Source organism: Mesorhizobium amorphae CCNWGS0123 (assembly GCF_001686985.1).
Taxonomy (GTDB): Bacteria; Pseudomonadota; Alphaproteobacteria; order Rhizobiales; family Rhizobiaceae; genus Mesorhizobium; species Mesorhizobium amorphae.
Map to the genome: position 1 here is coordinate 5,294,632 of NZ_CP015318.1, position 22,783 is coordinate 5,317,414.

22 protein-coding genes are annotated in these 22,783 nt (G+C 62.5%); 17 read left to right on the top strand and 5 right to left on the bottom strand.

Features of this window, described 5'->3' with window-relative positions; translation table 11 throughout:
• The first annotated feature begins 58 nt into the window (after nucleotides 1–58).
• The 5 genes from A6B35_RS24850 to A6B35_RS35725 are packed head-to-tail and all read left to right on the top strand — an operon-like array spanning nucleotide 59 to nucleotide 2,474.
• Complete coding sequence (locus tag A6B35_RS24850; protein WP_006206785.1) at nucleotides 59–535, top strand: hypothetical protein; 477 nt, start codon at nucleotides 59–61, stop codon at nucleotides 533–535.
• A gap of 12 nt (nucleotides 536–547) precedes the next feature.
• On the top strand, nucleotides 548–859 hold the full coding sequence (locus A6B35_RS24855; protein WP_006206786.1) for a hypothetical protein: 312 nt from the start codon (nucleotides 548–550) through the stop codon (nucleotides 857–859).
• 14 nt (nucleotides 860–873) lie between these two features.
• Nucleotides 874–2,001, top strand: coding sequence for a WD40 repeat domain-containing protein (locus A6B35_RS24860; RefSeq protein ID WP_006206787.1), 1,128 nt, complete (start codon nucleotides 874–876; stop codon nucleotides 1,999–2,001).
• A gap of 32 nt (nucleotides 2,002–2,033) precedes the next feature.
• The gene (locus tag A6B35_RS36280; protein WP_006206788.1) at nucleotides 2,034–2,207 is read left to right on the top strand and encodes a hypothetical protein; all 174 of its coding nucleotides are present in this window, start codon (nucleotides 2,034–2,036) and stop codon (nucleotides 2,205–2,207) included.
• A 45-nt stretch (nucleotides 2,208–2,252) separates the two neighbouring features.
• Nucleotides 2,253–2,474 carry a hypothetical protein gene (locus A6B35_RS35725; RefSeq protein WP_006206789.1) on the top strand — a complete coding sequence of 74 codons (222 nt, stop codon included), beginning with the start codon at nucleotides 2,253–2,255 and terminating at the stop codon, nucleotides 2,472–2,474.
• Between the two features lie 647 nt (nucleotides 2,475–3,121).
• Here the strand turns inward: A6B35_RS35725 and A6B35_RS24870 are convergent.
• Genes A6B35_RS24870 through A6B35_RS24885 form a run of 4 tightly spaced genes read right to left on the bottom strand, consistent with a single transcriptional unit; the run spans nucleotide 3,122 to nucleotide 7,692 of the window.
• Entirely contained in the window at nucleotides 3,122–4,321 is a 1,200-nt protein-coding gene (locus A6B35_RS24870; protein WP_006206790.1) for a mandelate racemase/muconate lactonizing enzyme family protein, read from the bottom strand.
• Between the two features lie 17 nt (nucleotides 4,322–4,338).
• Nucleotides 4,339–5,697 carry a mandelate racemase/muconate lactonizing enzyme family protein gene (locus A6B35_RS24875; RefSeq protein WP_006206791.1) on the bottom strand — a complete coding sequence of 453 codons (1,359 nt, stop codon included), beginning with the start codon at nucleotides 5,695–5,697 and terminating at the stop codon, nucleotides 4,339–4,341.
• Between the two features lie 60 nt (nucleotides 5,698–5,757).
• On the bottom strand, nucleotides 5,758–6,924 hold the full coding sequence (locus tag A6B35_RS24880) for a mandelate racemase/muconate lactonizing enzyme family protein (protein WP_006206792.1): 1,167 nt from the start codon (nucleotides 6,922–6,924) through the stop codon (nucleotides 5,758–5,760).
• Between the two features lie 57 nt (nucleotides 6,925–6,981).
• On the bottom strand, nucleotides 6,982–7,692 hold the full coding sequence (locus A6B35_RS24885) for a GntR family transcriptional regulator (protein ID WP_040584338.1): 711 nt from the start codon (nucleotides 7,690–7,692) through the stop codon (nucleotides 6,982–6,984).
• A 213-nt stretch (nucleotides 7,693–7,905) separates the two neighbouring features.
• Here A6B35_RS24885 and A6B35_RS24890 point away from each other — a divergent pair, with 213 nt between their 5' ends.
• From A6B35_RS24890 to A6B35_RS24915, 6 genes are all read left to right on the top strand, one after another.
• On the top strand, nucleotides 7,906–9,387 hold the full coding sequence (locus A6B35_RS24890) for an ABC transporter substrate-binding protein (protein ID WP_006206794.1): 1,482 nt from the start codon (nucleotides 7,906–7,908) through the stop codon (nucleotides 9,385–9,387).
• A gap of 76 nt (nucleotides 9,388–9,463) precedes the next feature.
• Nucleotides 9,464–10,411, top strand: coding sequence for a carbohydrate ABC transporter permease (locus tag A6B35_RS24895; RefSeq protein ID WP_081482336.1), 948 nt, complete (start codon nucleotides 9,464–9,466; stop codon nucleotides 10,409–10,411).
• Complete coding sequence (locus A6B35_RS24900; RefSeq protein WP_006206796.1) at nucleotides 10,408–11,298, top strand: carbohydrate ABC transporter permease; 891 nt, start codon at nucleotides 10,408–10,410, stop codon at nucleotides 11,296–11,298. Before A6B35_RS24895 ends, A6B35_RS24900 begins: the two co-directional genes overlap by 4 nt.
• 10 nt (nucleotides 11,299–11,308) lie before the next feature.
• On the top strand, nucleotides 11,309–12,406 hold the full coding sequence (locus tag A6B35_RS24905; RefSeq protein WP_006206797.1) for an ABC transporter ATP-binding protein: 1,098 nt from the start codon (nucleotides 11,309–11,311) through the stop codon (nucleotides 12,404–12,406).
• A 30-nt stretch (nucleotides 12,407–12,436) separates the two neighbouring features.
• On the top strand, nucleotides 12,437–13,600 hold the full coding sequence (locus tag A6B35_RS24910; protein WP_006206798.1) for a mandelate racemase/muconate lactonizing enzyme family protein: 1,164 nt from the start codon (nucleotides 12,437–12,439) through the stop codon (nucleotides 13,598–13,600).
• Nucleotides 13,601–13,622: 22 nt separating this feature from the next.
• Nucleotides 13,623–14,357, top strand: a complete 735-nt coding sequence (locus tag A6B35_RS24915; protein ID WP_006206799.1) for a ribonuclease activity regulator RraA — start codon at nucleotides 13,623–13,625, stop codon at nucleotides 14,355–14,357.
• A 697-nt stretch (nucleotides 14,358–15,054) separates the two neighbouring features.
• On the opposite strand, the gene A6B35_RS24920 is transcribed toward A6B35_RS24915, so the two are convergent.
• Nucleotides 15,055–15,957 carry a GNAT family N-acetyltransferase gene (locus A6B35_RS24920; RefSeq protein ID WP_006206800.1) on the bottom strand — a complete coding sequence of 301 codons (903 nt, stop codon included), beginning with the start codon at nucleotides 15,955–15,957 and terminating at the stop codon, nucleotides 15,055–15,057.
• A 241-nt stretch (nucleotides 15,958–16,198) separates the two neighbouring features.
• Between A6B35_RS24920 and argE the strand changes: the two genes are divergently transcribed.
• The 6 genes from argE (at nucleotide 16,199) to A6B35_RS24950 (ending at nucleotide 22,778) form a co-directional block, all read left to right on the top strand.
• Nucleotides 16,199–17,323: an acetylornithine deacetylase gene (gene argE / locus A6B35_RS24925; protein ID WP_006206801.1), complete on the top strand. Its 1,125-nt coding sequence runs from the start codon at nucleotides 16,199–16,201 to the stop codon at nucleotides 17,321–17,323.
• A 12-nt stretch (nucleotides 17,324–17,335) separates the two neighbouring features.
• Nucleotides 17,336–18,259: a 2-hydroxyacid dehydrogenase gene (locus A6B35_RS24930; protein ID WP_006206802.1), complete on the top strand. Its 924-nt coding sequence runs from the start codon at nucleotides 17,336–17,338 to the stop codon at nucleotides 18,257–18,259.
• A gap of 22 nt (nucleotides 18,260–18,281) precedes the next feature.
• A complete protein-coding gene (locus A6B35_RS24935; RefSeq protein WP_006206803.1) occupies nucleotides 18,282–18,635 on the top strand; it encodes a cupin domain-containing protein in 354 nt (117 codons plus the stop codon).
• Nucleotides 18,636–18,785: 150 nt separating this feature from the next.
• Nucleotides 18,786–20,249: an aldehyde dehydrogenase family protein gene (locus tag A6B35_RS24940; protein WP_006206804.1), complete on the top strand. Its 1,464-nt coding sequence runs from the start codon at nucleotides 18,786–18,788 to the stop codon at nucleotides 20,247–20,249.
• A gap of 10 nt (nucleotides 20,250–20,259) precedes the next feature.
• On the top strand, nucleotides 20,260–21,303 hold the full coding sequence (locus tag A6B35_RS24945; protein ID WP_006206805.1) for a tartrate dehydrogenase: 1,044 nt from the start codon (nucleotides 20,260–20,262) through the stop codon (nucleotides 21,301–21,303).
• 17 nt (nucleotides 21,304–21,320) lie between these two features.
• Nucleotides 21,321–22,778: an NAD-dependent succinate-semialdehyde dehydrogenase gene (locus A6B35_RS24950; protein ID WP_006206806.1), complete on the top strand. Its 1,458-nt coding sequence runs from the start codon at nucleotides 21,321–21,323 to the stop codon at nucleotides 22,776–22,778.
• Nucleotides 22,779–22,783 lie beyond the last annotated feature (5 nt).

Consider the following 22,783-nt stretch of genomic DNA (forward strand, 5'->3'; position numbering starts at 1 on the left):
TCTTTCTCTACTATTTGAAGGCGACGCCCGTGGACGGGCCTCGCGCTGGAGAGAGACCATGCCTATCGATAAGGACAACCGGGGGCCGCACGAGCCGATGTCCAGCCAGGCCGACGGCGTCACCGACGATCTTGTCAGGCTGATGCCGCGCGATCTGGTCTTTGTCATGCGCTTCATGGGCGAAAGCCAATATCGCCTGCAGAGCCACTTCCAGGACTTCATCCGGGCCGAGCTTGCCGCCGGCGGCGTCACCACGGAAACGCATCCGATGATCCATCTGTTCATCGAGAACCACGCGATCCTGTTGCGGGACTTCGTGTTTTCGGGCGTTTCGCTGTCGCGCCAGTTTCGCGTCGACGAGATCGAGCGCCTTACCGGCGATACGACATCGATGATCCGGGTCGACATCTGGGATCAGCTCAAAAGCCACATCGAAACGGCTGAAAAGCAGTTCCAATCGCAGGCCGGCACGTTGCCAAAATTGCTGTCGGCCTTCGAAAAGCCGCCGGGGCCGATGGCGGGGAACGAAAAATGACGGGAGGGTCCGATGGGTCAAACTTCCAGGCGTGACGCGCTGCTCGCTCGCCGGCTCGATCTTGTCGCCAACGTCTCCGCGCTTACTGCCGAGGCGCTGCGGCTCAATCAGAAACGCGCCGGCATCGAGATGGATGTGCTGCGCCTGGAACTCGAAATCGGCAGGAGCAGCGCCAGCGCGCAACTGGTGCGGGACTTGCATGAAGCACAGGAGAGAGCCGCGGCAATCATGCACGAATGCGCGGCGTGCGAGGACAGCATCGTCGCCGCGGAAGGCGACATCGAGGACGTCGACCGCAGCCTCGCGGCAACGGATAGAAACTGAGGAAGGGTATAGCCATGAACCAGCGCGCGATACAGAACCTGACCTTGTTCGACCTGCTGGCACGAAGCTGGCGTCGCCCGTCGGCAGTCGCCGATCTGCGCTTCAGCGCAGACGGCTCTGCTGTCGCCTTCACCTGCGTGGATGGAACGGTCGCCATCGCCGCGGTCGCGGACCAGGAGCCGCCGGAGTCGCGGATCAGGGTGAGCGGCGATCTCGGCCAGTCGACGATCCGCCCAAGGGAAAAGTTGCCGGCGCCACTGATCGCCACCGCACCGTTGGGAGATGGCGATGTCCCGCTCGCCAGCTACCTTCGATCCGGTTTCCTCGTCGGCACGGCAGCCGGCGAAGCGGTGCATCTGAGCGCGGACGGCAATGTCTTGGAGACGCTGGTCAAGATCGACGGACCGGTCGTCGCCATCGACCATAGCGATCAAGCGGCGCTGACAGCCGTCAGCAACGGGCATGATGTCTTCCTGTCGCGCGGCGGAGGCGACGCGGTGCGGCTGCGGCACGGCACGACATCTTCCACGGAAGCGATTGCCTTTTCGCCGGACGGACGGCACCTCGCCTGCGGCTTCGACGATGGACTGTCGATCAGGGCGCTGGAAGACGGCGCCACCCCGACGCGCGACATTTCGCTTCCGGCGCGTCCGCTGTCCATGCGCTGGAGTGGCGGCGGCATCTGGCTGGCCTGCGGGCTCGAAACCGGAGGCTTTGCCCTGGTCGGCATGACCGATGGCCGAGCTGATATCGTCGCGGGATTTCCATCGCCGGTCCGGACGGTGTGCTGGAGTCTGCCAGAGAATGCGCTGTTTGCATCGGGCGCCTTCCGGATCGCCGGCTGGTCCATGACCGCCCCGCCACTTGACGGCGAAACCTCCGGCGCGCTGGAGACGGGTCGCGCCGGCCTGGTTCCGGTCGAGACGGTGGCCGCGCACCCCAAGAAGAAACTGATAGCAGCCGGCTATGCCAACGGCCGGATCACCATCGCCCAGATCGGCGCGCGGGACGAACTCCTCATCAGACCGCTGGGCAGCCCGGTGACCGCGCTTGCCTGGTCCGGCGACGGACTACACCTGGCGGTGGGCACCGTCGACGGCACCGCCGCGATCATCACCTTTCCCGCGCAGATGTTCAAATAGCAAAGGCAGGCCGCATGCAACAGGAGCGAACAATGCCAACCGAACCCAGCCCCGAGGACGAGAGCAAGGACGAATTTTTTGACCGGCTCGCCAAACTGTCGGAAGAAATGGTTGCCAAGCATGGCAAGGATTTCAGCATGGGCGCCTTGGTGCTTGCCGCCCGCTGGATCGCCGAAAACCGCGTTGGCAAGCTGAAGACCAACTAGCTCGACGAGACTGTCCCTTTCGGTGGGAGATTCTCGAAGATCGCCGTGGCGTCAGCATCCACCGGCCACGCGGCGCGGAGCCGACAAACTACGCCCTGGTGCGCAAGTGAGTGGGGCGCCGCGATCTCTGCCGTCACAGGTGGCGAAACCGGCCTGAGCGAGGTCGCCGACATCGGCAACGACAGGGTCGACCAGGCGCTGGCCGCCGTGGAACTGCCCAAGCACGTCCACCTCACGCGGTCAGCCGGGACATTGCGCGATGGCTGACTTCGAGATCCATATCGATCTTGGCGGCTGCACGCGTCCCGTCGGGCGGGCTTCCGGCCAAAGTGGCTGAGAACCGCGTAGAGCGTTTCGAGCGCTTGCCGATGGAGGGGTTCGAGTCCACGTTATGGGCAAGCATCGCAAAATATAATAGAATCAAATGGTTAATGTATTTTTGGGCGAGCCCGGAGGGACAGAGTTTCATATGGACGATCAATATGATAGCGGCTGGTTCGCCAACTCGTATTTCTCGTATGTTCTCACTTGGGGTGGCGAACCGGAAGACACTGAACGAGAGTGACCATGGGCTCCGATACGCCGACCGAGGTTGCTCTCGCACCCTGAGCTCTCACCACAGGCTCGCGTTTGTGATTGCGGGAAACACCCTTTCGGAACCGAAGTTAGTACCTACCGCCTCATCGTGCCATACCAAGCTGCAATGTCCGCTAGTCTAGGAACTGCCTCCCAATGAATGATGGCAAATGACCAAAATTGGACCGAGAGCAGACCGGAAGCCTTAAGGTGCAAAATAGTCTAAGCGAACGTTGAGGCGACCCGCGCGCATGCGCGCGGATGACCCGAAGCGCTCATTCTGGATACCAAATTCCGTGAAGCGGTCCGCGTGGCGCAGGTGGCGAAAGAAGAATAGTTCAGTCGAAGAAGCCCTTATCCTCTTCCTTGAGATACTTCCTAGCCGCTTCGGCGTCGATATCGAGGCCCAGCCCCGGCGCTTCCAGCAGGTCCACCATGCTGTCCTTCACGATCTGCGACGGCAGGCCAATTACGAGGTCCTCCCACCAGGGGTCGGAAGCGCTCGGGTATTCGAAGGCGATGTAGTTGGCGGGCAAGGTGGCGCACACGTTGATCAGCGCGCCGAGACCCAGGAGGCCGTTCGCGGTGCCGTGCGGCGCCATCAGGATCGAGTGCATATAGGCGTGTTCGGCCACCCATTTGAGCTCGGCAATGCCGCCGACATCGGCCGGATCGGGGCCGATAATGCGCACCGCCTGGGTCTCGATCAGCTCCTTGAAATTGTGCCGCAGGTAGATCTGCTCGCCGGTATGGATTGGCGTCGAGGTGGAGGTGGTCAGTTCCCGATAGGCCTGCGGATTGACCCACGGCACATAGTCGCCGGTCAGCATGTCCTCGAGCCACATCAAATTGTACTTCTCGACCGCGCGAGCGAATTTGATCGCATCCGGCAGCATCCAACCCGGGCCGCAGTCGAGCGCCAGGCTGACCTTGTCGCCGAGCACTTCCTTCATGGCGATCACGCAGTCGAGCATGTGGTTGAAACCACGCTCGCTGATCACGCCCTGATCCATGGCACCGTGATAGCCGGCCTTCTTCTGCGTCACGCCGTAATGAAAGCCCTCGACGGTGTCCTTCATGTTGGAGTGGAACGAGATTCCCTGCTTGATCATGAAGAAGTTTTGCGGCTGCTCCATCATCCATTTGACGTCCGCGGCGTAATCCTCCGGCAGGTCACCCGTGCGCTTCTGGCGGATCGACCCGTTATAGACACGCACCTTGTCGCGCACTTTGCCGCCTAGCAGTTTGTAGACCGGAACACCCGCTGCCTTGCCGGCAATGTCCCACAGCGCATGCTCGATAGCGCTCACCGCCGCGCCATAGGGCTTGAACGAGCCGCGCTGGCGGATCTTCAGCATCACCCGCTCGACGTCGGTCGGGTCTTCGCCGATCAGCGCCTCGCGGAAATGCAGCACAAAGGGCTTAAGGTAGGTTTTTGTGAACTCGACTTCGCCTAGGCCATAGAGGCCTTCGTCGGTCACGATGCGGACGATCGGGTGCTTGCCGATAACGGCGCAGCGAAGGTCGGTGATCTTCATCTTCGGTTCTCTTCGCCTCAGCTCCAGGTGCGATCCCAGGAATACTCGTCGTCCCAGCGATCCGTAGGCTGCCAGATGCCGGTGACACCCGGCTGCAGATGCCGCGAGATTACCTCGTCGACGACATCGTCGATCCCCAGGCCCGGCTTGTCCGGAACGGTGATAAAGCCGTCCTTGACGAGCGGCTTGGGAAGGCCGGTGACGATATCGTCCCACCAGTCGACATCGGCGGAGTGGTATTCGAGCGCCATGAAGTTTTCGGTCGCGGTCGCGACATGCGCAGCGGCCATCGCGGCGATTGGACTTTCGGCCATATGGATTGCCATGGCGACGCCGTGGTCCTGCGCCATATCGCCGATCTTCTTGGTCTCGAGGATGCCTCCGCTGGTGAGCAGGTCCGGGTGGATAACGGAGAGGCCGCCACTCCTGAGCAAAGGCTCGAAGGCCTCCTTAAGGTAGATGTCCTCGCCAGTGCAGATCGGCACCGTGGTAGCCTCCTGCAGCTGTCGGTATTGCTCGGTGTATTGCCAGGGAATCACGTCCTCCAGCCAGGCAGGAACATATTTCTCGATACGACGCGACAGGCGTATGCCGTCCTGCAGCGAGATGTGGCCGACATGGTCGATGGCGAGCGGGATCTCGTATCCGATCACCTCGCGGACCTCATGGATATACTGCTCGAGCAGGTCGATCCCCTTTTCGGTGAAATGCAGGCCCGTGAACGGGTGCTGCACGTTCTGCGCATCGTAGGCGAGATTGCGCGCCTTGCGCTCCTCGAACGCGCCGCCACGGCCGCGCGGATTGGCGTGAAACCCTTCGAGCGCGCCAGCGGGCGCGGCCACGGCGCCCGGGACATGGGCGATCTGCATCAAGCCCAGGTCCATCTTGAGGAAGGTGAAACCGCGGTTCATGCGCTGCTTGAGGCGCTTGCCGGTTTCGGCGCCGCTCGGTTTCTCGGCGTCGGTATCGCAATAGACGCGCACGTGATCGCGAAACTTGCCGCCGAGCATCTGATAGATCGGGACGCCATAGGCCTTGCCGGCGAGATCCCACAGCGCGATCTCGACTGCCGAGACGCCGCCGCCTTGCCGACCGTGACCGCCGAACTGTTTGATGCGGCGAAACAGACGATCGATGTCGCAAGGGTTCTCGCCAAGCAGCCGGCTTTTCAGCATCAGCGCGTAGGTGGCGCTAGCGCCGTCACGCACCTCGCCAAGCCCGACGATACCTTGGTTGGTATAGATCTTGAGTAGCGCCGAGGTGAAAGGGGCGCCGACGATTTCGGCCACCCGCATGTCGGTGATGCGAAGATCGGATGGTTTGGAGTTCGCGTTGACCCGATTGAGAGCCTCGTCGGCTCCACCCGTCTTTGGCATGACTTGTCCTCGTTCCGGTCGGGGCTTGCCGCCCCAAACGCCGGCCGGCATGGAGCGTTGCTAACTCAGCTCAATCTCGTGGGCCTGCAGGTAATCGCGGTTCATCTCGACGCCGAGACCGGGTTTCGACGTCAGCTTGAGGCTGCCGTCCGAAACGTCGAGCGGTCTGTCGATGAGGTGATCGTATTTGCCCAGATTCCACTCCGACGTTTCGAGTTTGTAGAAGTTGGGAACGGTCATCATCACCTGCGCTCCCGCAACCACGTTGATCGGTCCCGCGGCGTCATGCGGCGAGACCGGGATGTAGTAGGCTTCGCACAGGGCGGAAATCTTCTTGAGTTCGGTAATGCCGCCGGTCCAGGTGACGTCCGGCATGATGTAGTCGGCGAGCCGGTTCTCAAGGACCGGTACGAAATCCCACTTCGTGTGGCCGCGCTCGCCCCACGAGATGGCGGCACTGACTTTTTCACGCACCTGCCTGAGGGCGTTGAGGCTCTCGGGCGGACAGGGTTCTTCGAACCAGTCTATCTGGCCGGCTTCCTCGAGACTCCGGCAGAGGCGAATGGCGGTGGGAACGTCGAAGCGGCCATGCGCATCGATGAGAATGTCGACGTCGGGTCCCGCCGTTTCGCGGATGAGAGCCGTCAGTTCGGCGGCCTCGCGCTCGTCCTTGCGGGTCATGCTGCCATCCAGGTAGCCGTCCCGCTGTTCGCGCGACTGCCCACCGACGCTGCGGCCCTGGTGCGGGAACGGGTCGAACTTCAGCGCCGTGTGCCCGGATTCGACGATATCGCGAATTTCGCGGACCACACCCTCCTTGCTGGTAAATTTGGCCTGGTTGGGATGGGTGTAGAGCGCGATTTCATCGCGTACTGGTCCGCCCAACAGCTCGTAGATCGGCTTGCCAAGGACTTTGCCCCGGATGTCCCAGAGGGCTATATCGATGGCGCTCACGCATTCAACGGCGGCGCCGCGGCTGCCCATATAGGTGAAGCTGCGGAAAATCTTATGCCAGAGATGCTCGATACGCGCTGGATCCTCGCCGGTCACGGCGAGGCCGATCTGCCGCAGGATCGTGCAGAGGGCGCGGTTGGCGAGCCTTGTCGTGGTGGTGATCTCGCCCCAGCCACTCACCCCTTCATCGGTCGTCACTTCGACGAACAGGTATTCTCCCCAATAGGAAGCATCGGATTTGATCAGCCACGGCCGAATGCTCGTGATTTTCATCTCTCAACTACCTTTATCTGGAATGACCCCGAATAGCCGTGTTCTGGACCGAATATTCTACCCCGCCCGAGCGGCGTTACGCGCGCGCATGTGCTCGAGGACATGCCGACCGGAGCCCTCGACATGGCGCGCAATGAGTTCGGCTGCCTCGTCCGCATTTCCCGCTTTTACATGCGCGATGAGCTCACTGTGTTCGCGAAGGATCGCGGCACGCCGGGCGAGCGTGAAATTGAAACGCCGGCTCACAGCGCGCAGCACTTCGCGATGCTTCCACCAAAGCTCGGCGGCATGGCGGTTATAGTGCCTCTGATACATCACGGTGTGAAAAGCGGTATCCAGTTCACTGTGCCTGAACGTGTCGGCAAAGTTGTTCTCTTCAATCAGGCCCTGGATACGTTCGAGTTCGGCAATGTCCTCGACTGTAGCCATATTCACGAACCATCGCGTCAGGGCCGGCTCGATCAGGACTCCGATCTCGTAGATATCCCGGACAAAATCCTGGTCTATAGGTCGGACACGCGCCCCTCGGTTGGCAACGAAGGTGACAAAGCCCTCGCCGCGCAACAGCTGCAGAGCTTCGCGCACGGGGTTGGTCGAGGTGCCGTGACGCCGAGCGAGATCGGTGACCACAAGCCGTTCGTTGGCGGCAAGCCGCCCTTCGATGATGTCTTCCCTGATCAGTTGATAAAGCGAGGCGCCCTCGCTTGAGGCCCCGAGAGGGTCAATCCCCTCGGGTGGCTCTGCTTTAAAATCGCTTGTCTCGGCCAAGCCCGGCTCCCCTCGATCGATACACATTTTGTTCGATATCACGCACGGTTTCCATAAACAATGTATGATTTATCGCGTTGACAGACAATCTGCGATCTGAAAACGTACAAAGTGCTCGAAGGGATACATTTGAATGAGATATCCCATGGCTGACGAGCAAAGACCGCTCGCCTCGATGCTGAGCGGCATGGGAGAGAAACCTGGAGGATACCTATGACGAGGATTACACTCGGCGGTGCCGTCCTGCGCGGCACTGTCTCCACTGCCTTGGTGGCATCGTTGATGTCTGCGCCGGCGCTCGGTGCGGCGCCGGTCGACTTGAGCAAGTGGTCGCCGGAATATGTGCGCTCCATTGCAGGCACACAGGATTTTGATACGGCGGCCGATTGCGGCAAGGTCACCCCGCTCGATTACAAGGGGCGACTGACTTTCTGGTATCAGGGCGTGTTCGAGGGCGACCCCGATCTCCTGCGCCAGTACTACAAGGATTTCTTCGAGACCTTCCGCAAGACCTATCCGAACATCCAGCTCGAGGAACAAGCCCTCACCTACAACGATCTCCTGGACAAGTTCCGTACGGCACTCCTTGGCAATGCCGCGCCGATGGCCGTACGCCTGCAAATCCTGGGTGGCACCGAGTTCGCCGCAAAGGGCTATCTGGAACCGCTCAAGCCCGAGGACGTGGGATATTCGACCGAGGACTTCTGGCCCGGCGCCATGAAAGCCGTGACCTGGGACGGTGTGACCTACGGCATCCCAACCAACAATGAAACGATGGCCTTCATCTGGAATGCCGACATCTTCAAGCGCGCAGGTCTCGATCCAGACAAGGCTCCGGCAACCTGGGAAGACGTCGTCAAGTACTCCAAGCAGATCCACGACAAGCTCGGCATTGCCGGCTACGGCCTCGTGGCTCGCAAGAATGCCGGCAATACCCCGTACCGCTTCATGCCGCAACTGTGGGCCTATGGCGGCGGCGTCTTCGACGAAGCCACGGCGAACCCGACCTATAAGGAGATCGAGCTCGCCAGCCCGCAGAGCAAGGCCGCGCTGCAGGCCTCTTACGACATGTATGTCCGCGACAAGTCGGTTCCGGTTTCGGCACTCACCAACCAACAGGCCGACAACCAGCCGCTGTTCCTCGCCGGCCAACTCGGCATGATGATCTCGCACCCGTCCGACTACAACGTCATGCTCGACCTGCAGAAGAAGGCGACCGGGACCGACAAGGACAAGGCCCAGACCGTCATCGACAATATGCGCTACGGCCTGATTCCGACCGGCCCCGACGGCAAGCGCGCCGTCGTGTTCGGCGGCTCGAACATCCACATCCTGAAGCCCGAGTATGTCGAGGGCGGCAAGGTGGACGAACCGGCTGCGAAGGCCATCATCTGCATGTGGACCAGCCCCGAATGGTCGCTGAAGATGGCCTATGCCGGCTCGAACCCGGGCAACCTTAACGGCTTCAAGACCAAATGGATGAAGGAGCGTCTGGAGAGCATCAAGTTCCTCGACGTCACCACCTCGATGCTGCCATACGGCATTCCGTTCCCGGCGCTGCCGCAGTCCCCCGAGATCATGAACATCATCGTCCCGGACATGCTGCAGAATGCCCTCACCGGAGCAATGACCGTCGACCAGGCGGCGGACGACGCGGCCAAGAAGGTGAAAGACCTGATGGGCGGCGGACTCTAGCCGAAGCCTGACCTGCGATCTTACCGGTTGCGCCGAGAGCGCAACCGGTTCGTTCCGAAAACAAGGGCGCGCCAAAGTGACGATTGTGGCCGGCAAGACCGGGGCTCGGCAGAGATTGCGACCCCTGCTGCGGAAGATTTGGGAGCATCGCGCTGACTACGCGTACGTGCTTCCTGCGATTGCCGTCATGCTGATCGTCATCGCTTATCCGATCTACTACACGATCGAGCTGTCGTTCTTCAACACGCCACCTGGCCTGCAGCTCCGCGACAAGATTTTCATCGGCGTCGACAACTACACCGCCATCCTCACCAGTCCGGTGTTCTGGAAGGTCACCTCCAACACCCTTATCTGGACACTGGCATCCACCTTCATCGCCTTTGTCCTGGGATTTGGCTGCGCGCTGGCCCTCCATCGCGACTTCATCGGTCGTGGTGTGCTGCGCGCTATCCTGATCATTCCCTGGGTCATCAGCGCGGTCGCCGCGTCCTATATCTGGAAGTGGATCTACCATTCGGACTTTGGGATCATCGGCGCGGTGCTGGTCGGCCTCGGATTGGCCGACCGGCCGCCGAATTTCATCGACAGCGTCAGCACGGTGCTGCCCTCCCTGATCGTCGTCAATATCTGGCGGGAGTTCCCGTTCGCGATGATCATGATGATGGCCGGTCTGCAGACCGTCCCGGACCAGTTGCTGCGCGCTGCAAAAGTCGACGGAGCCAATGCATGGCAGCGCTTCTGGCACGTCACCTTCCCGCATTTAAGAAACGTCTCGACAGTGACGATCCTGCTGCTGGCAGTGGCCAACTTCAATTCCTTCATCATCCCCTGGATCATGACTGGCGGCGGCCCGTCGAACGCATCGCATATCTGGATCACCCACATCTATGAGCTGGCCTTCGGCCGGCAGCGCTGGGGGGTGGCATCAGCCTATTCGGTGCTGCTGTTCTTCATCCTGATGACGCTCGGCTACTTCTACGTCCGTGCGCTAAGCGGCAACGACCGGAAGGATGGGAGCGCATGAGCACGATTGCCGAGACAGCCCCTCGAGACCAGACCCGTCGCCGCACGCGCTTCGACGGTTGGCGGTGGGGCGGGCGCATCTTCCTCGTATTCATGCTGCTTTACACCGCATTGCCGATGATCTGGATGCTGATCACCTCGATCAAGTCCGGCTTCGCCGCGATGCAGTTCCCGCCGCAATGGTGGCCGGACGAGCCTACTCTCGCCAGCTACCAGAAGCTGCTCGATCCGCAGAACAGTGTCGGCCAGGACTTCCTCCGCTTCTTCTGGAACAGCCTTTACGTCTCCACTGCCACGACTATCCTTTCCGTGATCGTGGCGGTTCCCGCGGCCTACGCATTTTCGCGTTTCACCTTCCCGGGCCGGAACTTTCTGTTCTTCGCCGTCTTGCTTCGCAACATGTTTCCGGCGGTGATCTTTCTCGTGCCGCTCTTCATCCTGATGCGCGCGATCGGGTTGGTGAACACGCATGGCTCGCTCATTCTCACCTACCTCACATTCGGCCTGCCGCTGGCAATCTGGCTCCTCAAGGGCTTCTACGACAACATCCCGGTGCAGCTCGAGCAGGCGGCGCGCATCGACGGGGCGACGCGGTTCCAGGCCTTTATCCTGATCGTGATGCCGCTCTCGGCACCAGGAATCATCGCCACGGCGATCTATTCCTTTATCGGTGCGTGGAACGAGTACATCTACGCATACACCTTCCTCTCCAAGAACGAGCAGCTGACATTGCCGGTCGGCATCCAGCGCTTCTTCTCGGAAAACACGACGGATTTTCCAGGTCTGATGGCGGCCAGCTTCATGATGAGCGTGCCTGTCGTGGTGCTGTTCCTCGTCCTGCAACGATACTTCGTACGCGCCCTTACAGAAGGCGCGGTCAAGCACTAAGGAGCTGCCGATGGCCCACGTGGTCCTCAAAGATCTGATCAAGACCTATGGCAGCTTCAAAGCCGTCAACGAGGTTTCGCTGACGGTCAATGACGGCGAGTTCGTTGCGCTTGTCGGTCCTTCAGGCTGCGGCAAGACGACAACGCTAAACCTCATCGCCGGGCTGATCCCGATCACATCGGGCGACATCTTGATCGGCGACCGGGTGGTCAACGAACTCGACCCGAAGGACCGGGACATCGCAATGGTGTTCCAGAACTACGCGCTCTATCCGCAGAAGTCGGTCTATATGAACCTCGCCTTCCCGCTGCAGATGCGCAAGCTTCCCAAGGACGAGATCGACAAGAAGGTCCGGGAAGCGGCGCGAGTGCTCGATATGACGCAGCTACTCGAGCGCAAGCCGCGCGAACTTTCAGGCGGGCAACAGCAGCGCGTGGCCCTGGGCCGCGCCCTCGTTCGAGATCCGGCGGTGTTCCTGATGGACGAACCGCTCTCCAATCTCGACGCAAAGCTGCGCGTGCAGATGCGGTCCGAGATCAAGCGGTTCCACCAGGATCTCAAGGCGACCATCGTCTATGTGACGCACGACCAGCTCGAGGCCGTGACCATGGCCGACAGGATGGCTGTGATGAACGGCGGCTACCTGCAGCAATACGATTCGCCGGCGCAAGTTTTCGCACATCCCGCCAACATGTTCGTCGCGAGCTTTGTGGGCAGCCCGGCGATGAGCCTTATTCCACTACAGGCATCGACGGCCAACGGCGGCATCGTGTTGACCAGCGCAGAGGGCTGGAGCCTCGCACTGTCGCAACCCAACGCGCGCAAGGTCCAACGAGCGACCTCCGGGAAGGTCGTGCTCGGTGCGCGACATTCGACGATCAAGCTGCACAAGAGCGCCGTTGCCGGCGCCATTCCAGCCAAAGCCTACACGGTGGAACCGACCGGAGACGTCACCTTCGTGCAGGCGTTCCTCTCCGGCGCCATCGTCAACATTAGCGTTCCGCCGACCATTGCCGTCGCGCCCGACGAGCAGATCTGGCTCGAGTTCGACCAGGAGCGCATCCACCTATTCGACGGCGAAACGGAGATGGCCCTCCAGGCCAACTGAGACAGGCGGATGCGTGTGGAACGAGTGTGAATGATCACGAAACTCAAGATTACGGCGATCAAGCCCTACCCAGTGTGGGTGGGGACGCGCAACCAGATGCTCGTCAAGGTTGAGACCGACCAGGGCATCTTCGGCTGGGGCGAGAGCGGCTTGAGCGGTCGCGAGAAGGCCGTGACCGGCGCACTCGAGCACTATCGCGAGTTTCTCGTCGGCCGAGACCCCATGCAGATCGGCCGGATCTGGCAGGAGGTTTATCGCAGCCAGTATTTCGAAGGCGGGCGCGTTCTGCAGGCGGCGATTTCCGCCATCGACATCGCCCTTCACGATATCAAGGGCAAGGCGCTGGGGGTGCCGGTCTACGAGCTGCTCGGCGGCAAGCAGCGCGACCGCATCCCCACCTTCGCCTCGACCGGAGACGAGGCCGAGGGGGATGCTGCCATCGAACGAGCCCGGGAACTGCGCGCGCAGGGGTGGCGGGCGATCCGCTTCTTCCCGTTTGGGCAAAGCAGCAAGGACATCTTCGAGCCGCGCGAGTCGATTGGCGCTACCGCCAGGATGCTAAACAAAGCACGCGAGGTGCTGGGCGACGAGGTGGTCCTCGGCATCGACTATCATCATCGGCTGTCGGTGGCCGAGACGGCGAGCTTCTGCAACAAGCTCGGCCGCGGCGTGCTCGATTTTCTCGAGGAGCCGATACGCGACGAGACACCGGAGGCCTACGAGTCGCTGCGAACGATGACCGACATCCCCTTTGCCATCGGCGAGGAATTTGCCAGCAAGTGGCAGTTTCTGCCCTATATCGAGCGCGGCATCCACCAGTTCAACCGGATCGATGTTTGCAATGTCGGTGGGCTCACCGAGGCGATGAAAGTCGCTGGCTGGAGCGAGGCGCACTATGTTGACCTGATGCCACACAATCCGCTCGGTCCAGTGTGCACGGCCGCGACGGTGCATCTCGCCGCCGCTGTAGCGAACTTTGCGTGGCTCGAGACCAGGGTGCCGGAAAGAAAGCTGGGTTTCGACAATTCCGAGTTCTTCCCCGTGCAGCCACGGCTGGACGGCGCCGACTATGTGGTCAGCGATCTGCCGGGGCTGGGCGTCGAGATCAACGAGGAGGCGATCCAAGCGGAGAGTTTCCGTTTCTGGGAAGCGCCCCACCTCAAGCGCCGCGACGGATCTGTGACGAACTGGTAGTTCCCATCCACCGGAGTCTAAAATGACGCATACTCCCGACATCACGCGACCGCCTAAAGACCTGATCGAGGCGCTTAAGGAGATCGGCGCCGCGACGGTTGCCGGCACGCTTGGCCACATGGGCTTCCGCAATCCGCACATGGTCGGTCCGGTAGCGCAGAACCACGGGAAGTCGATCGTCGGGCCGGCGCTGACGCTGCAGTTCCTGCCGCAGCGGCCCGACCTCTTCAACGAGGGAGAATATGCCGATCCGGAGACGCAACTGCACCGGCACGTGCTCTACCACGCGCAGGAGGGCGATGTGGTCGTGGTCGACGCGCGCGGTGACATGAGCTCGGGCGTCTTCGGCGATATGATGTCGACCTATTTCAAGGGCAGAGGCGGCGCGGGTATCGTCATCGATGGATGCATGCGCGACCGGCCCAATGTCGAAAAGCTCGATCTGCCCCTATGGCTGCGCGGCTGGACGCCCAACTACCATGTGCAGACCAGCATCTATCCCAATGCCGTCAACGTTCCGATTGCCTGCGGCGGTGTCACGGTGATCCCCGGCGACATCATCATCGCAGACGATGACGGGGTGGTGGTGGTTCCCGTCGCAATGGCCCAGAAGGTGATCGAAGAGGCACAGAAGCATCACGATTGGGAGGAATTCTCGCGAGAAAAGCTCATGCAGGGCGGGTCGTTGCAACGCTATTATCCGCTGCATGACGACGCCCGCGGGGAGTACGAGGAGTGGCGTAAGACAAATCGCTAGGAGCACCCTTCTGCGGCTACGCTTGTTTCGTATCGCGCCGGCGGCAGCTTTGCGCCGCATAGTTGCCATCCGTCGATCCCGTGGACAATCCTGGAAGTTCCCATCCAGAGTCAGCCCGGCATCTAGCTTAGTGTGTTCCGCCACGCCGATGGTCGGTCAGGTCGAGCTTGAGCGGCGCGCCTTGTGCTCGATAATCGCTGGCGCGGCCTCAGCCGATGCGGCTTTTGTGATTTCCACACTTGGCATGCTTATTTCTGGCGACGCAGATTGCACCCGCCCGTGTGAGGGCTGTGAGTCTTGCAACTTTAGAGGATCGGAATTTGCCCAGGTCCGAGGGCCCATAATGGCTCAGAACGTTTTGGGCCAAAGGCAATTTTCATTAATCAAACCAAGATTTCTGGCAGGCCCAGAGGGTGTATCAAAACAGTTGATTTCATTGACTTTTTCGTGGGCCAAAATCAGAAATCTTCTCGTATCGTTCCGTATGGTTCCGCGACGCTTTACCATCGAAACTTGGCTACATCGATCCGCGCCCGCCTCAAGCAATTTGGACGGCTGTGACACTTCCAGTTTGGCCTGCTGCGTTTGATCCGGCATAGTTGCAGAAAACCGTCTTGCCTCGACGTCGGTTCTCCTGCTAGCCCGCAAGAGTGCCGGCGAGGCGTGGACAGCCGCGAAGGCACGGGTCCTGGGCTGACTACCCGAGGGTTTGACTGGCGAGTGCATAGGTCACCGGTGCAGTTGCACCGTCGACGGCAAAATCGGAGAGGCGTTTGCCCATCGACATGGTGAGCACCGTGTCGAAAACCGGCATTCCGCTGTGCGACAGAAAGGCGGCGAACTCGCCATTGTCCATGTGGGTGTCGATCCGCAGGAAGGATCCCGTATGGTCGGCCACGTGCGGCCGGACGATCGCCACGGCGTCCGCGTCGCTTTCCGCCAAGACCGGCCCTACGACATGGCCCCGCCCGAACGGGCGACAGAGCGCGAACGCGTTCAGCGTGTCACCCTTGAAAAGACCATAGCCGGCCGAGTGCGCGAAAAGCCTTTCGATGAGCGCCGCCCGCCTAACGCCAAAACCTGCCGCATCAAGCGCGATCACGGCGGGAATATCTTTTGCGTCCAAACTCCGGACATCGCCTCGAGTATTCGTCGACTTACCCATCGTCTGCAGGCGGGCGATGCCCTGGCATTGATAGACGGTCTTCTCCGGCTGGAAGTCGAGTGAGAGATAGAGCCGCCTCGCAGCGCGCGTTGCATTGAGGCGCAGATCGCGCTTGGCGACCTTCTCGAAGACCCGGTTCATCAGCCATTGCCCCGCCCCCAGCGCCTGGAGTCGCGGCGAGGTGATGACCATCCCCACGGTGGCGAAGCCGGCGCCATGCGCGAACCACATGGCCGATCCGAGAACCCGGCCGATGTCATCGAGCGCAACGAACCCCTCTCCCGACTCGCGCAGGAATTGCCAGTCCTCGGCGCGATGCGGCCATCCCACGGACAGAGATAGTGCGTGCAACCGGTCCAACTCGACGCCTTCGATGTCGCCGATACGCATCGAGAAGGTGTCGATTTTCAAGTTTCCGGACGGCTTCAAGTCCATGCCTCTGAAAGATTCCCGCAAATTGACGGGCGGCACGCCGCAGCCGCCCTCTGTCCACCAACGCTAAACAAACAGGCCCGTACGATTTGCTCGAAAGCCACCTGCCAACGCAAGATTCAACTGAAACATTTCCGCTTTCGGCACGCAATCGCGAGAGAACGCAGACATCCTCTGCGGAAATGTTGCCGCACACAATCGTCGGCATCGATCCCGGCTAACCCGAAACGCCTTGAGGGCTGGAATGGACGTCTTCGATATCCTCGACCGTCTCGTCGCCTTTCCATCGGTCGCCGGCAAGCCGAACGGCGACATCGCCGGCTGGATCGAGACCCAGCTCGCAGAACACGGGACGAAGGTCTCCGTTCTACCAGGGCCGGAAGGCGACCGTTTCAATCTTTTCGCGACGATCGGCCCCGCCGATGTCCCGGGCTACATCCTGTCCGGCCACATGGACGTCGTTCCCGCCGGCGAGCCGCAATGGAGTTCGGCTCCTTTCGCGCTGCGCCGCGAGGGTGAACGGCTCTACGGACGCGGCACCACGGACATGAAGGGGTTTCTTGCCGCGGCACTTGCGGCCGTGCCTATGCTTGCGGGACTGCACCTTGCCAGGCCAATCCATTTCGCCTTCTCCTACGACGAGGAGGTGGGATGCCGCGGCGTGCCGCACATGATCGCCCGCCTTCCCGAACTTTGCGCGAAGCCACTCGGCGTTATCGTCGGCGAGCCGAGCGGCATGCGCTCCGTGCGCGGCCACAAGGGCAAGGCGGCCGCCCGCGTGACGATCAACGGGCGCTCCGGCCATTCTTCGCGGCCCGATCTCGGCCTCAACGCCATCCACGCCATGGCCGGTGCGCTGAGCGCGGCCGTGAGCGAAGCCGAACGGCTGACACGCGGTCCGTTCGACCCTGCCTTCGAGCCGGCTTACTCCTCGCTGCAAGCGGGCGTGGTGGCGGGCGGACAGTCGGTCAACATCATCCCCAGCGCCTGCACGCTGGATCTGGAGGCGCGCGCCATTCCAGGCGTCGACCCGGCCAGCCTGCTCACGCCGGTAAAGGTGCGGGCCGAGGCGCTTGCGGCCGAAGGCTTTCGGATCGAGTGGACGCCGATGAGCGCCTATCCGGCACTGTCGCTGCCGCAGGACGCGGCGCTGGCAGCACTGCTGCGCGAGCTGACAGGCGAGGCGCCGCTTGCCGCCGTCAGTTACGGCACGGAGGCCGGACTTTACCAGGCCTCCGGGTTCGATGCGATCATCTGCGGCCCCGGCGACATCGGCCGCGCCCACAAGCCGGATGAGTACATTCTCACCAGCGAACTCGCCGCCTGCCAGCGATTGATCGAGGCGCTGGGCGCGCGTTGCGCGGCCTGAAGGGGAACCGGGATGACATTCCTGTTCAATTCCGATGCACGCCGCGGGGCGATCTTTGCCGACGCCTTCGCCAGGGACCTGCCGGACGTCCCCTTCACGATCGATGCCGCAACGGTCGATCCCGACGCCGTGCGTTACCTGATCAGCTGGACTGTTCCGGATAATCTCGCCCGCTACGGCAACCTGGAAATCCTGTTCTCCATCGGCGCCGGCGTCGACCAGCTTCGCCTCGATGCGGTGCCTCCGAACGTGATGATCGTGCGCATGATCGAGGAAGGCATCGTGCGCATGATGCAGGAATATGTGACGTTGGCAGTGCTCGCGCTCCACCGCAACCTGCCGGCCTATCTGGCGCAGCAGCGCGACGGCGAATGGCGCGATATCCCGCAGCTCCAGGCCAGGTCGCGCCGGATCGGCGTGCTTGGCCTTGGACAGCTCGGCCGTGCCGTCCTCGACCGGCTGAAGCCCTTCGGCTTTCCGCTCGCTGGATGGAGCCGCTCGCCGCGGCAGATCGAGGGCGTGACCTGCCATCATGGTGAGCTCGGGCTGGAGGAGATGCTCGCGGCCAGCGACATATTGATCTGCCTGCTGCCACTGACCGAGGATACGCGCGGTTTCCTCGATGCCGACCTGTTTGCGAAACTGCCCAAGGGCGCAGCGCTCGTCCACACGGGCCGAGGGCCGCAGCTCGATCATGAAGCGCTTGTCGCCGCCCTCGACAGCGGCCAACTTTCGGCGGCGATGATCGACGTCACCGATCCCGAACCGCTGCCGGCGAGCCATCCTTTCTGGTCGCATCCGAAGATCATCCTGACCCCGCATGTCGCCAGCGTCACCCAGCCGGCCACCGCCGCGCGCGCCGTCATCGACAACATCAGGCGCTACCACGCCGGGCTCGACCCAATCGGGCTCGTCGACCGGTCGCGCGGCTATTGAAGTCCAAATGAAAGGTTATCCCTTGTCCCTGCTCAAAACCGTCGACACCAATCCAGCCTTCCCGCCACGCGAATCCAGGGCGCTGCCCGAACGACTGATTGCCGGCAACCCCGCGTTCAGAACCTGGGCGCAGGATGTCGCCAAGTCCGACCTCGTCCACACCGGCGTCTGGGAGGCGACGCCGGGAGAGACGCGCTCGATCAAGGGCGAGACTTTCGAATTCTGCCACATCCTCGCCGGCGTGATTGAAATCACGCCCGATGGCGGCAAGCCGGTGAACTACCGCGCCGGCGACAGTTTTGTCATGAAGCCCGGCTTCACCGGGGTCTGGAAGACCATCGAGACGGTGCGCAAGATCTACGTGACCGTCGGGTGACCGACCCGCTCGAAGTTTTCAGCCATCGCAACAGATTTTGCCGTCCCGCGCGGCCTGCGCGCAACATTCGTCCGCGGCGGTTCGCCGAACGATGCATGCTGCTTGCCCGCCTACGCTAGGCTCATGGCCAATGCTGCTGAGTGGTCGCCCATGAGCCTGAGCTTCGATCCGGACAAGGTTACTCTCCCCGTCGGCCATTTCATCGGCGGCGAGCTGATCGTGGCCGAGGGCGCGATCGAGATGCGCCGCCCCTCGGACGGCAAGGCATATGCCGGCTGCCCGGTGGCTGGCGCCGACATGATCGACCGCGCCGTGGAAAGCGCCAGGGCGGCACTGAAGTCGAGCAACTGGGGCGGCGTCCGGCCTCGCGAGCGCACAAGGGCGCTGCAGACATGGGCCGACCTGATCGAAGCGGAAGCCGCAACGCTCGCCCGCATCGAGGCGCTGTGCTCCACCCGGCCCGTAGGCCAGGTCTTTGCCGGCGACATCACTGTCACCGCCGAGCAGATCCGCTTCTTCGCCGAGTTCGCCGACAAGGAAGGCAGCGAGCTCGTGCCGACCGACGACGCCAGTCTCGGCATGATCATGAGCGAGCCCTATGGCGTGGTCGGCGCGATAACGCCCTGGAATTTTCCCATCTCGATGGCCGGATGGAAGCTCGGTCCGGCACTGGCCGCGGGCAATGCGGTGGTGCTGAAGCCGTCGGAAATGACGCCCTTCTCGGCGGTCTGCATCGCGGAGCTCGCCGTTAAGGCTGGCCTGCCGGCCGGGCTTGTTAACGTAGTGCTCGGCGATGGTCCGACGACCGGCACAGCGCTGACCGGCCATCCGGAGATCGCCAAGGTCAGCTTCACCGGTTCGACCCGCGCCGGCTCGGCCATCATGGAGAACGTCGCCCGCACCGGCGTCAAGCCGATGACGCTGGAACTCGGCGGCAAGAGCCCGCAGATCGTCTTTGCCGATGCAGATCTGGACAAGACGGCGACGGCAATCGCCGGCAGCGTCACCTTCAACGCCGGCCAGGCCTGCGTAGCCGGCACGCGCCTGATCGTAGAGAAAAGCGTGGCCGACAGGCTTACGGCCGCGGTCCTGGAGAAGATGAAGGCGGTGCGGGCAGGCCCGACCTGGGACGAGGCGACGCACTATTCGCCGATCATCTCGGAGCGGCAGCGGGCACGTGTCGACGGCATCGTGCGGGCCGCCGTCGCGGCCGGCGGCGAATGCCTGACCGGCGGTGGCGCCATGGATGCTCCCGGCTATTTCTACGAGCCGACGCTGATCGCCAATGTCGACCAGGCCAATCCGGCAATCGTCGAGGAAATCTTCGGCCCGGTCCTGACCGTCCAAACCTTCGAGACCGAGGAAGAGGCGCTGACGCTGTCCAGCCATCCGACATACGGGCTGGCCTCCGGCCTGTTCACCACCGACCTCTCCCGCACCATCCGCTTCGCGCGCAGGCTCGAAGCGGGCACCGTTTGGGTCAACCGCTACAGCCGCTCCCGCGACCATATCCTGCCAACCGGCGGCTACAAACGCTCCGGCATCGGCAAGGATCTCGGCCGCGAGGCCTATCACGCCAACCGCAGGACCAAGAGCGTCCTGATCAACCTGTGAAGAGATGCCGATGAAGTCCTATTCGATCGCCCTGATCCCCGGTGACGGCATCGGACGCGACGTGACCGCCGCCGCCTGGACGGTGCTGGAAACCGCCGCCAAAAACTTCGGCTTTGCGCTGACGGGAACCGAGTTCCCCTGGTCCTGCCGCTTCTTCAAAGAAACCGGGCGCATGATGCCTGAGGACGGCATAGAGACCTTGCGCGGCTTCGACGCCATCCTCCTCGGCGCCGTTGGCTGGCCGGCGGAGGTGCCGGATTCGGTTTCGCTCCACGGCCTGCTGCTGCCAATCCGGAAAGCGTTCGTGCAATATGCCAACATCCGGCCGCACCGTCTGCTACCGGGCGTGACGGGGCCGCTGCGGGCGGAAGGTTTCGATATCCTGTGCATCCGCGAGAACACCGAGGGCGAATATTCGGGCGCCGGCGGGCGCGTGCATCAAAGCACGATGGACGAGGTCGCGGTGGAGACCTCGATCTTCACCCGTGCCGGCGTCGAGCGCATCCTGCGCTTTGGCTTCGAGCAGGCGCGGTCGCGTCGGCGCAAACTGGCCTCCGTCACCAAGTCCAACGCGCAGAAATACTCGATGGTGTTCTGGGACGAGATCACGCGAAAGCTGGCCGCGGATTATCCGGACGTCGAAGTCACCAGCTATCACGTCGACGCGCTCGCCGCGCGCATGATCATGGCTCCGGAGAGCCTCGACGTGGTCGTCGCCTCCAACCTGTTCGGCGACATCCTGACCGATATCGGTGCGGCGATCCAGGGCGGACTCGGCTACGCCGCCTCCGCCAACATAAATCCCGACGGCTCGGCGCCGTCGATGTTCGAACCTGTGCACGGCTCCGCGCCGGACATCGCCCATCTCGGCATCGCCAATCCGATCGCCACCATCTGGTCCGGCGCCATGATGCTCGAACATCTCGGCGAAAAGGCTGCGGCCGGCCGCGTCATGCAGGCGGTCGAGGCGACAACTGCGCGAGGCATAGGCACCATCCCCGGCAAGGATCGCACGGACGCCATCACCGCCGCCGTCGTCGCGGCGCTCACCTGATTGCAAGGTCGTTCTCGATGAAAAATCTAAGAGACAAAAGTCTGTTCCGCGAGGCCGGCCTGATCGGCGGCAAATGGTTCGCGGCCGCTTCCGGAAAGACGGTCGATGTCGTCGATCCGGCCACCCAGTGCGCGATCGGCACGGTGCCCGATATGGCCGGTCCGGAGACCCGTGCGGCCATAGCGGCCGCGGCGTCCGCCTATGGGGACTGGAAAAAGAAGACCAACGCCGAGCGTGCCCGCCTCCTGGAGGCCTGGCATGGCCTGATGCTTGCGCATCTGGACGATCTCGCGCTGATCCTGACGACCGAACAGGGCAAGCCGCTGGACGAGGCCAGGGGCGAGATCCGCTACGGCGCTTCCTTCGTCAAATGGTTTGCGGAGGAGGCACGCCGCATCAATGGCCACACCATCCCCTCGCCGACGCCGGACAGGCGCATCATCGTGCTGAAGGAACCGGTCGGGGTGTGCGGCATCATCACGCCGTGGAACTTCCCCAACGCAATGATCACCCGCAAGGTCGCGCCGGCTCTGGCGGCCGGCTGTACTGTGGTCATCAAGCCGTCCGAGTTCACGCCCTACTCGGCGCTGGCGCTCGGCGTGCTTGCCGAACGGGCGGGCATCCCCACCGGCGTCATCAACATCGTCACCGGCATGCCGGCCGAAATCGGCAACGAGATCATGGCGAACGAGACCGTGCGCAAGATCTCCTTCACCGGCTCCACGCGAGTTGGTTCGCTGCTGATGCGCGGCGCGGCCGATACCGTGAAACGGCTCAGCCTCGAACTCGGCGGCAACGCGCCCCTCATCGTCTTCGACGACGCCGATCTCGACCTCGCCGTCGAGGGCGCGCTTGTCTCGAAATTCCGCAATGGCGGCCAGACCTGCGTCTGCGCCAACCGTATCCTCGTCCAGGCCGCTGTCTACGAAACCTTCGCCGCAAAGCTTTCCGCCCGCGTCAATGCCATGACGGTGGGGCCCGGCACGCAGCCCGGCATCGCCATCGGACCGATGATCAACATAGCGGCGGTCGAGAAGATCAACCGCCATGTCGAGGACGCGCTCGCCAAGGGTGCTTCGATCATCACCGAGAAGCCGGCGCTGCCGGAGGGTCCTCAGTATGTCGCGCCGCTGGTGCTGACCGGCGCCACAAAAGACATGCAGCTCGCCGGCGAGGAAACCTTCGGCCCGGTCGCGCCGCTTTTCCGTTTCGAGACGGAAGAGGAGGCGATCGCGCTGGCCAACGGCACGCCCTACGGGCTTGCCTCCTATTTCTACACCGAGAACCTGAAACGCGCCTGGCGCGTCGGCGAGGCGCTGGAGTTCGGCATGGTGGGGCTCAACACCGGCTCGGTCTCCATGGAGGTGGCCCCCTTCGGGGGTGTCAAGCAGTCCGGCCTCGGCCGCGAGGGGGCGCAGGCAGGTATCGAGGAGTATCTTGAGATGAAGAGCTTCCACATGGGCGGGTTGGGCTGAAGCGG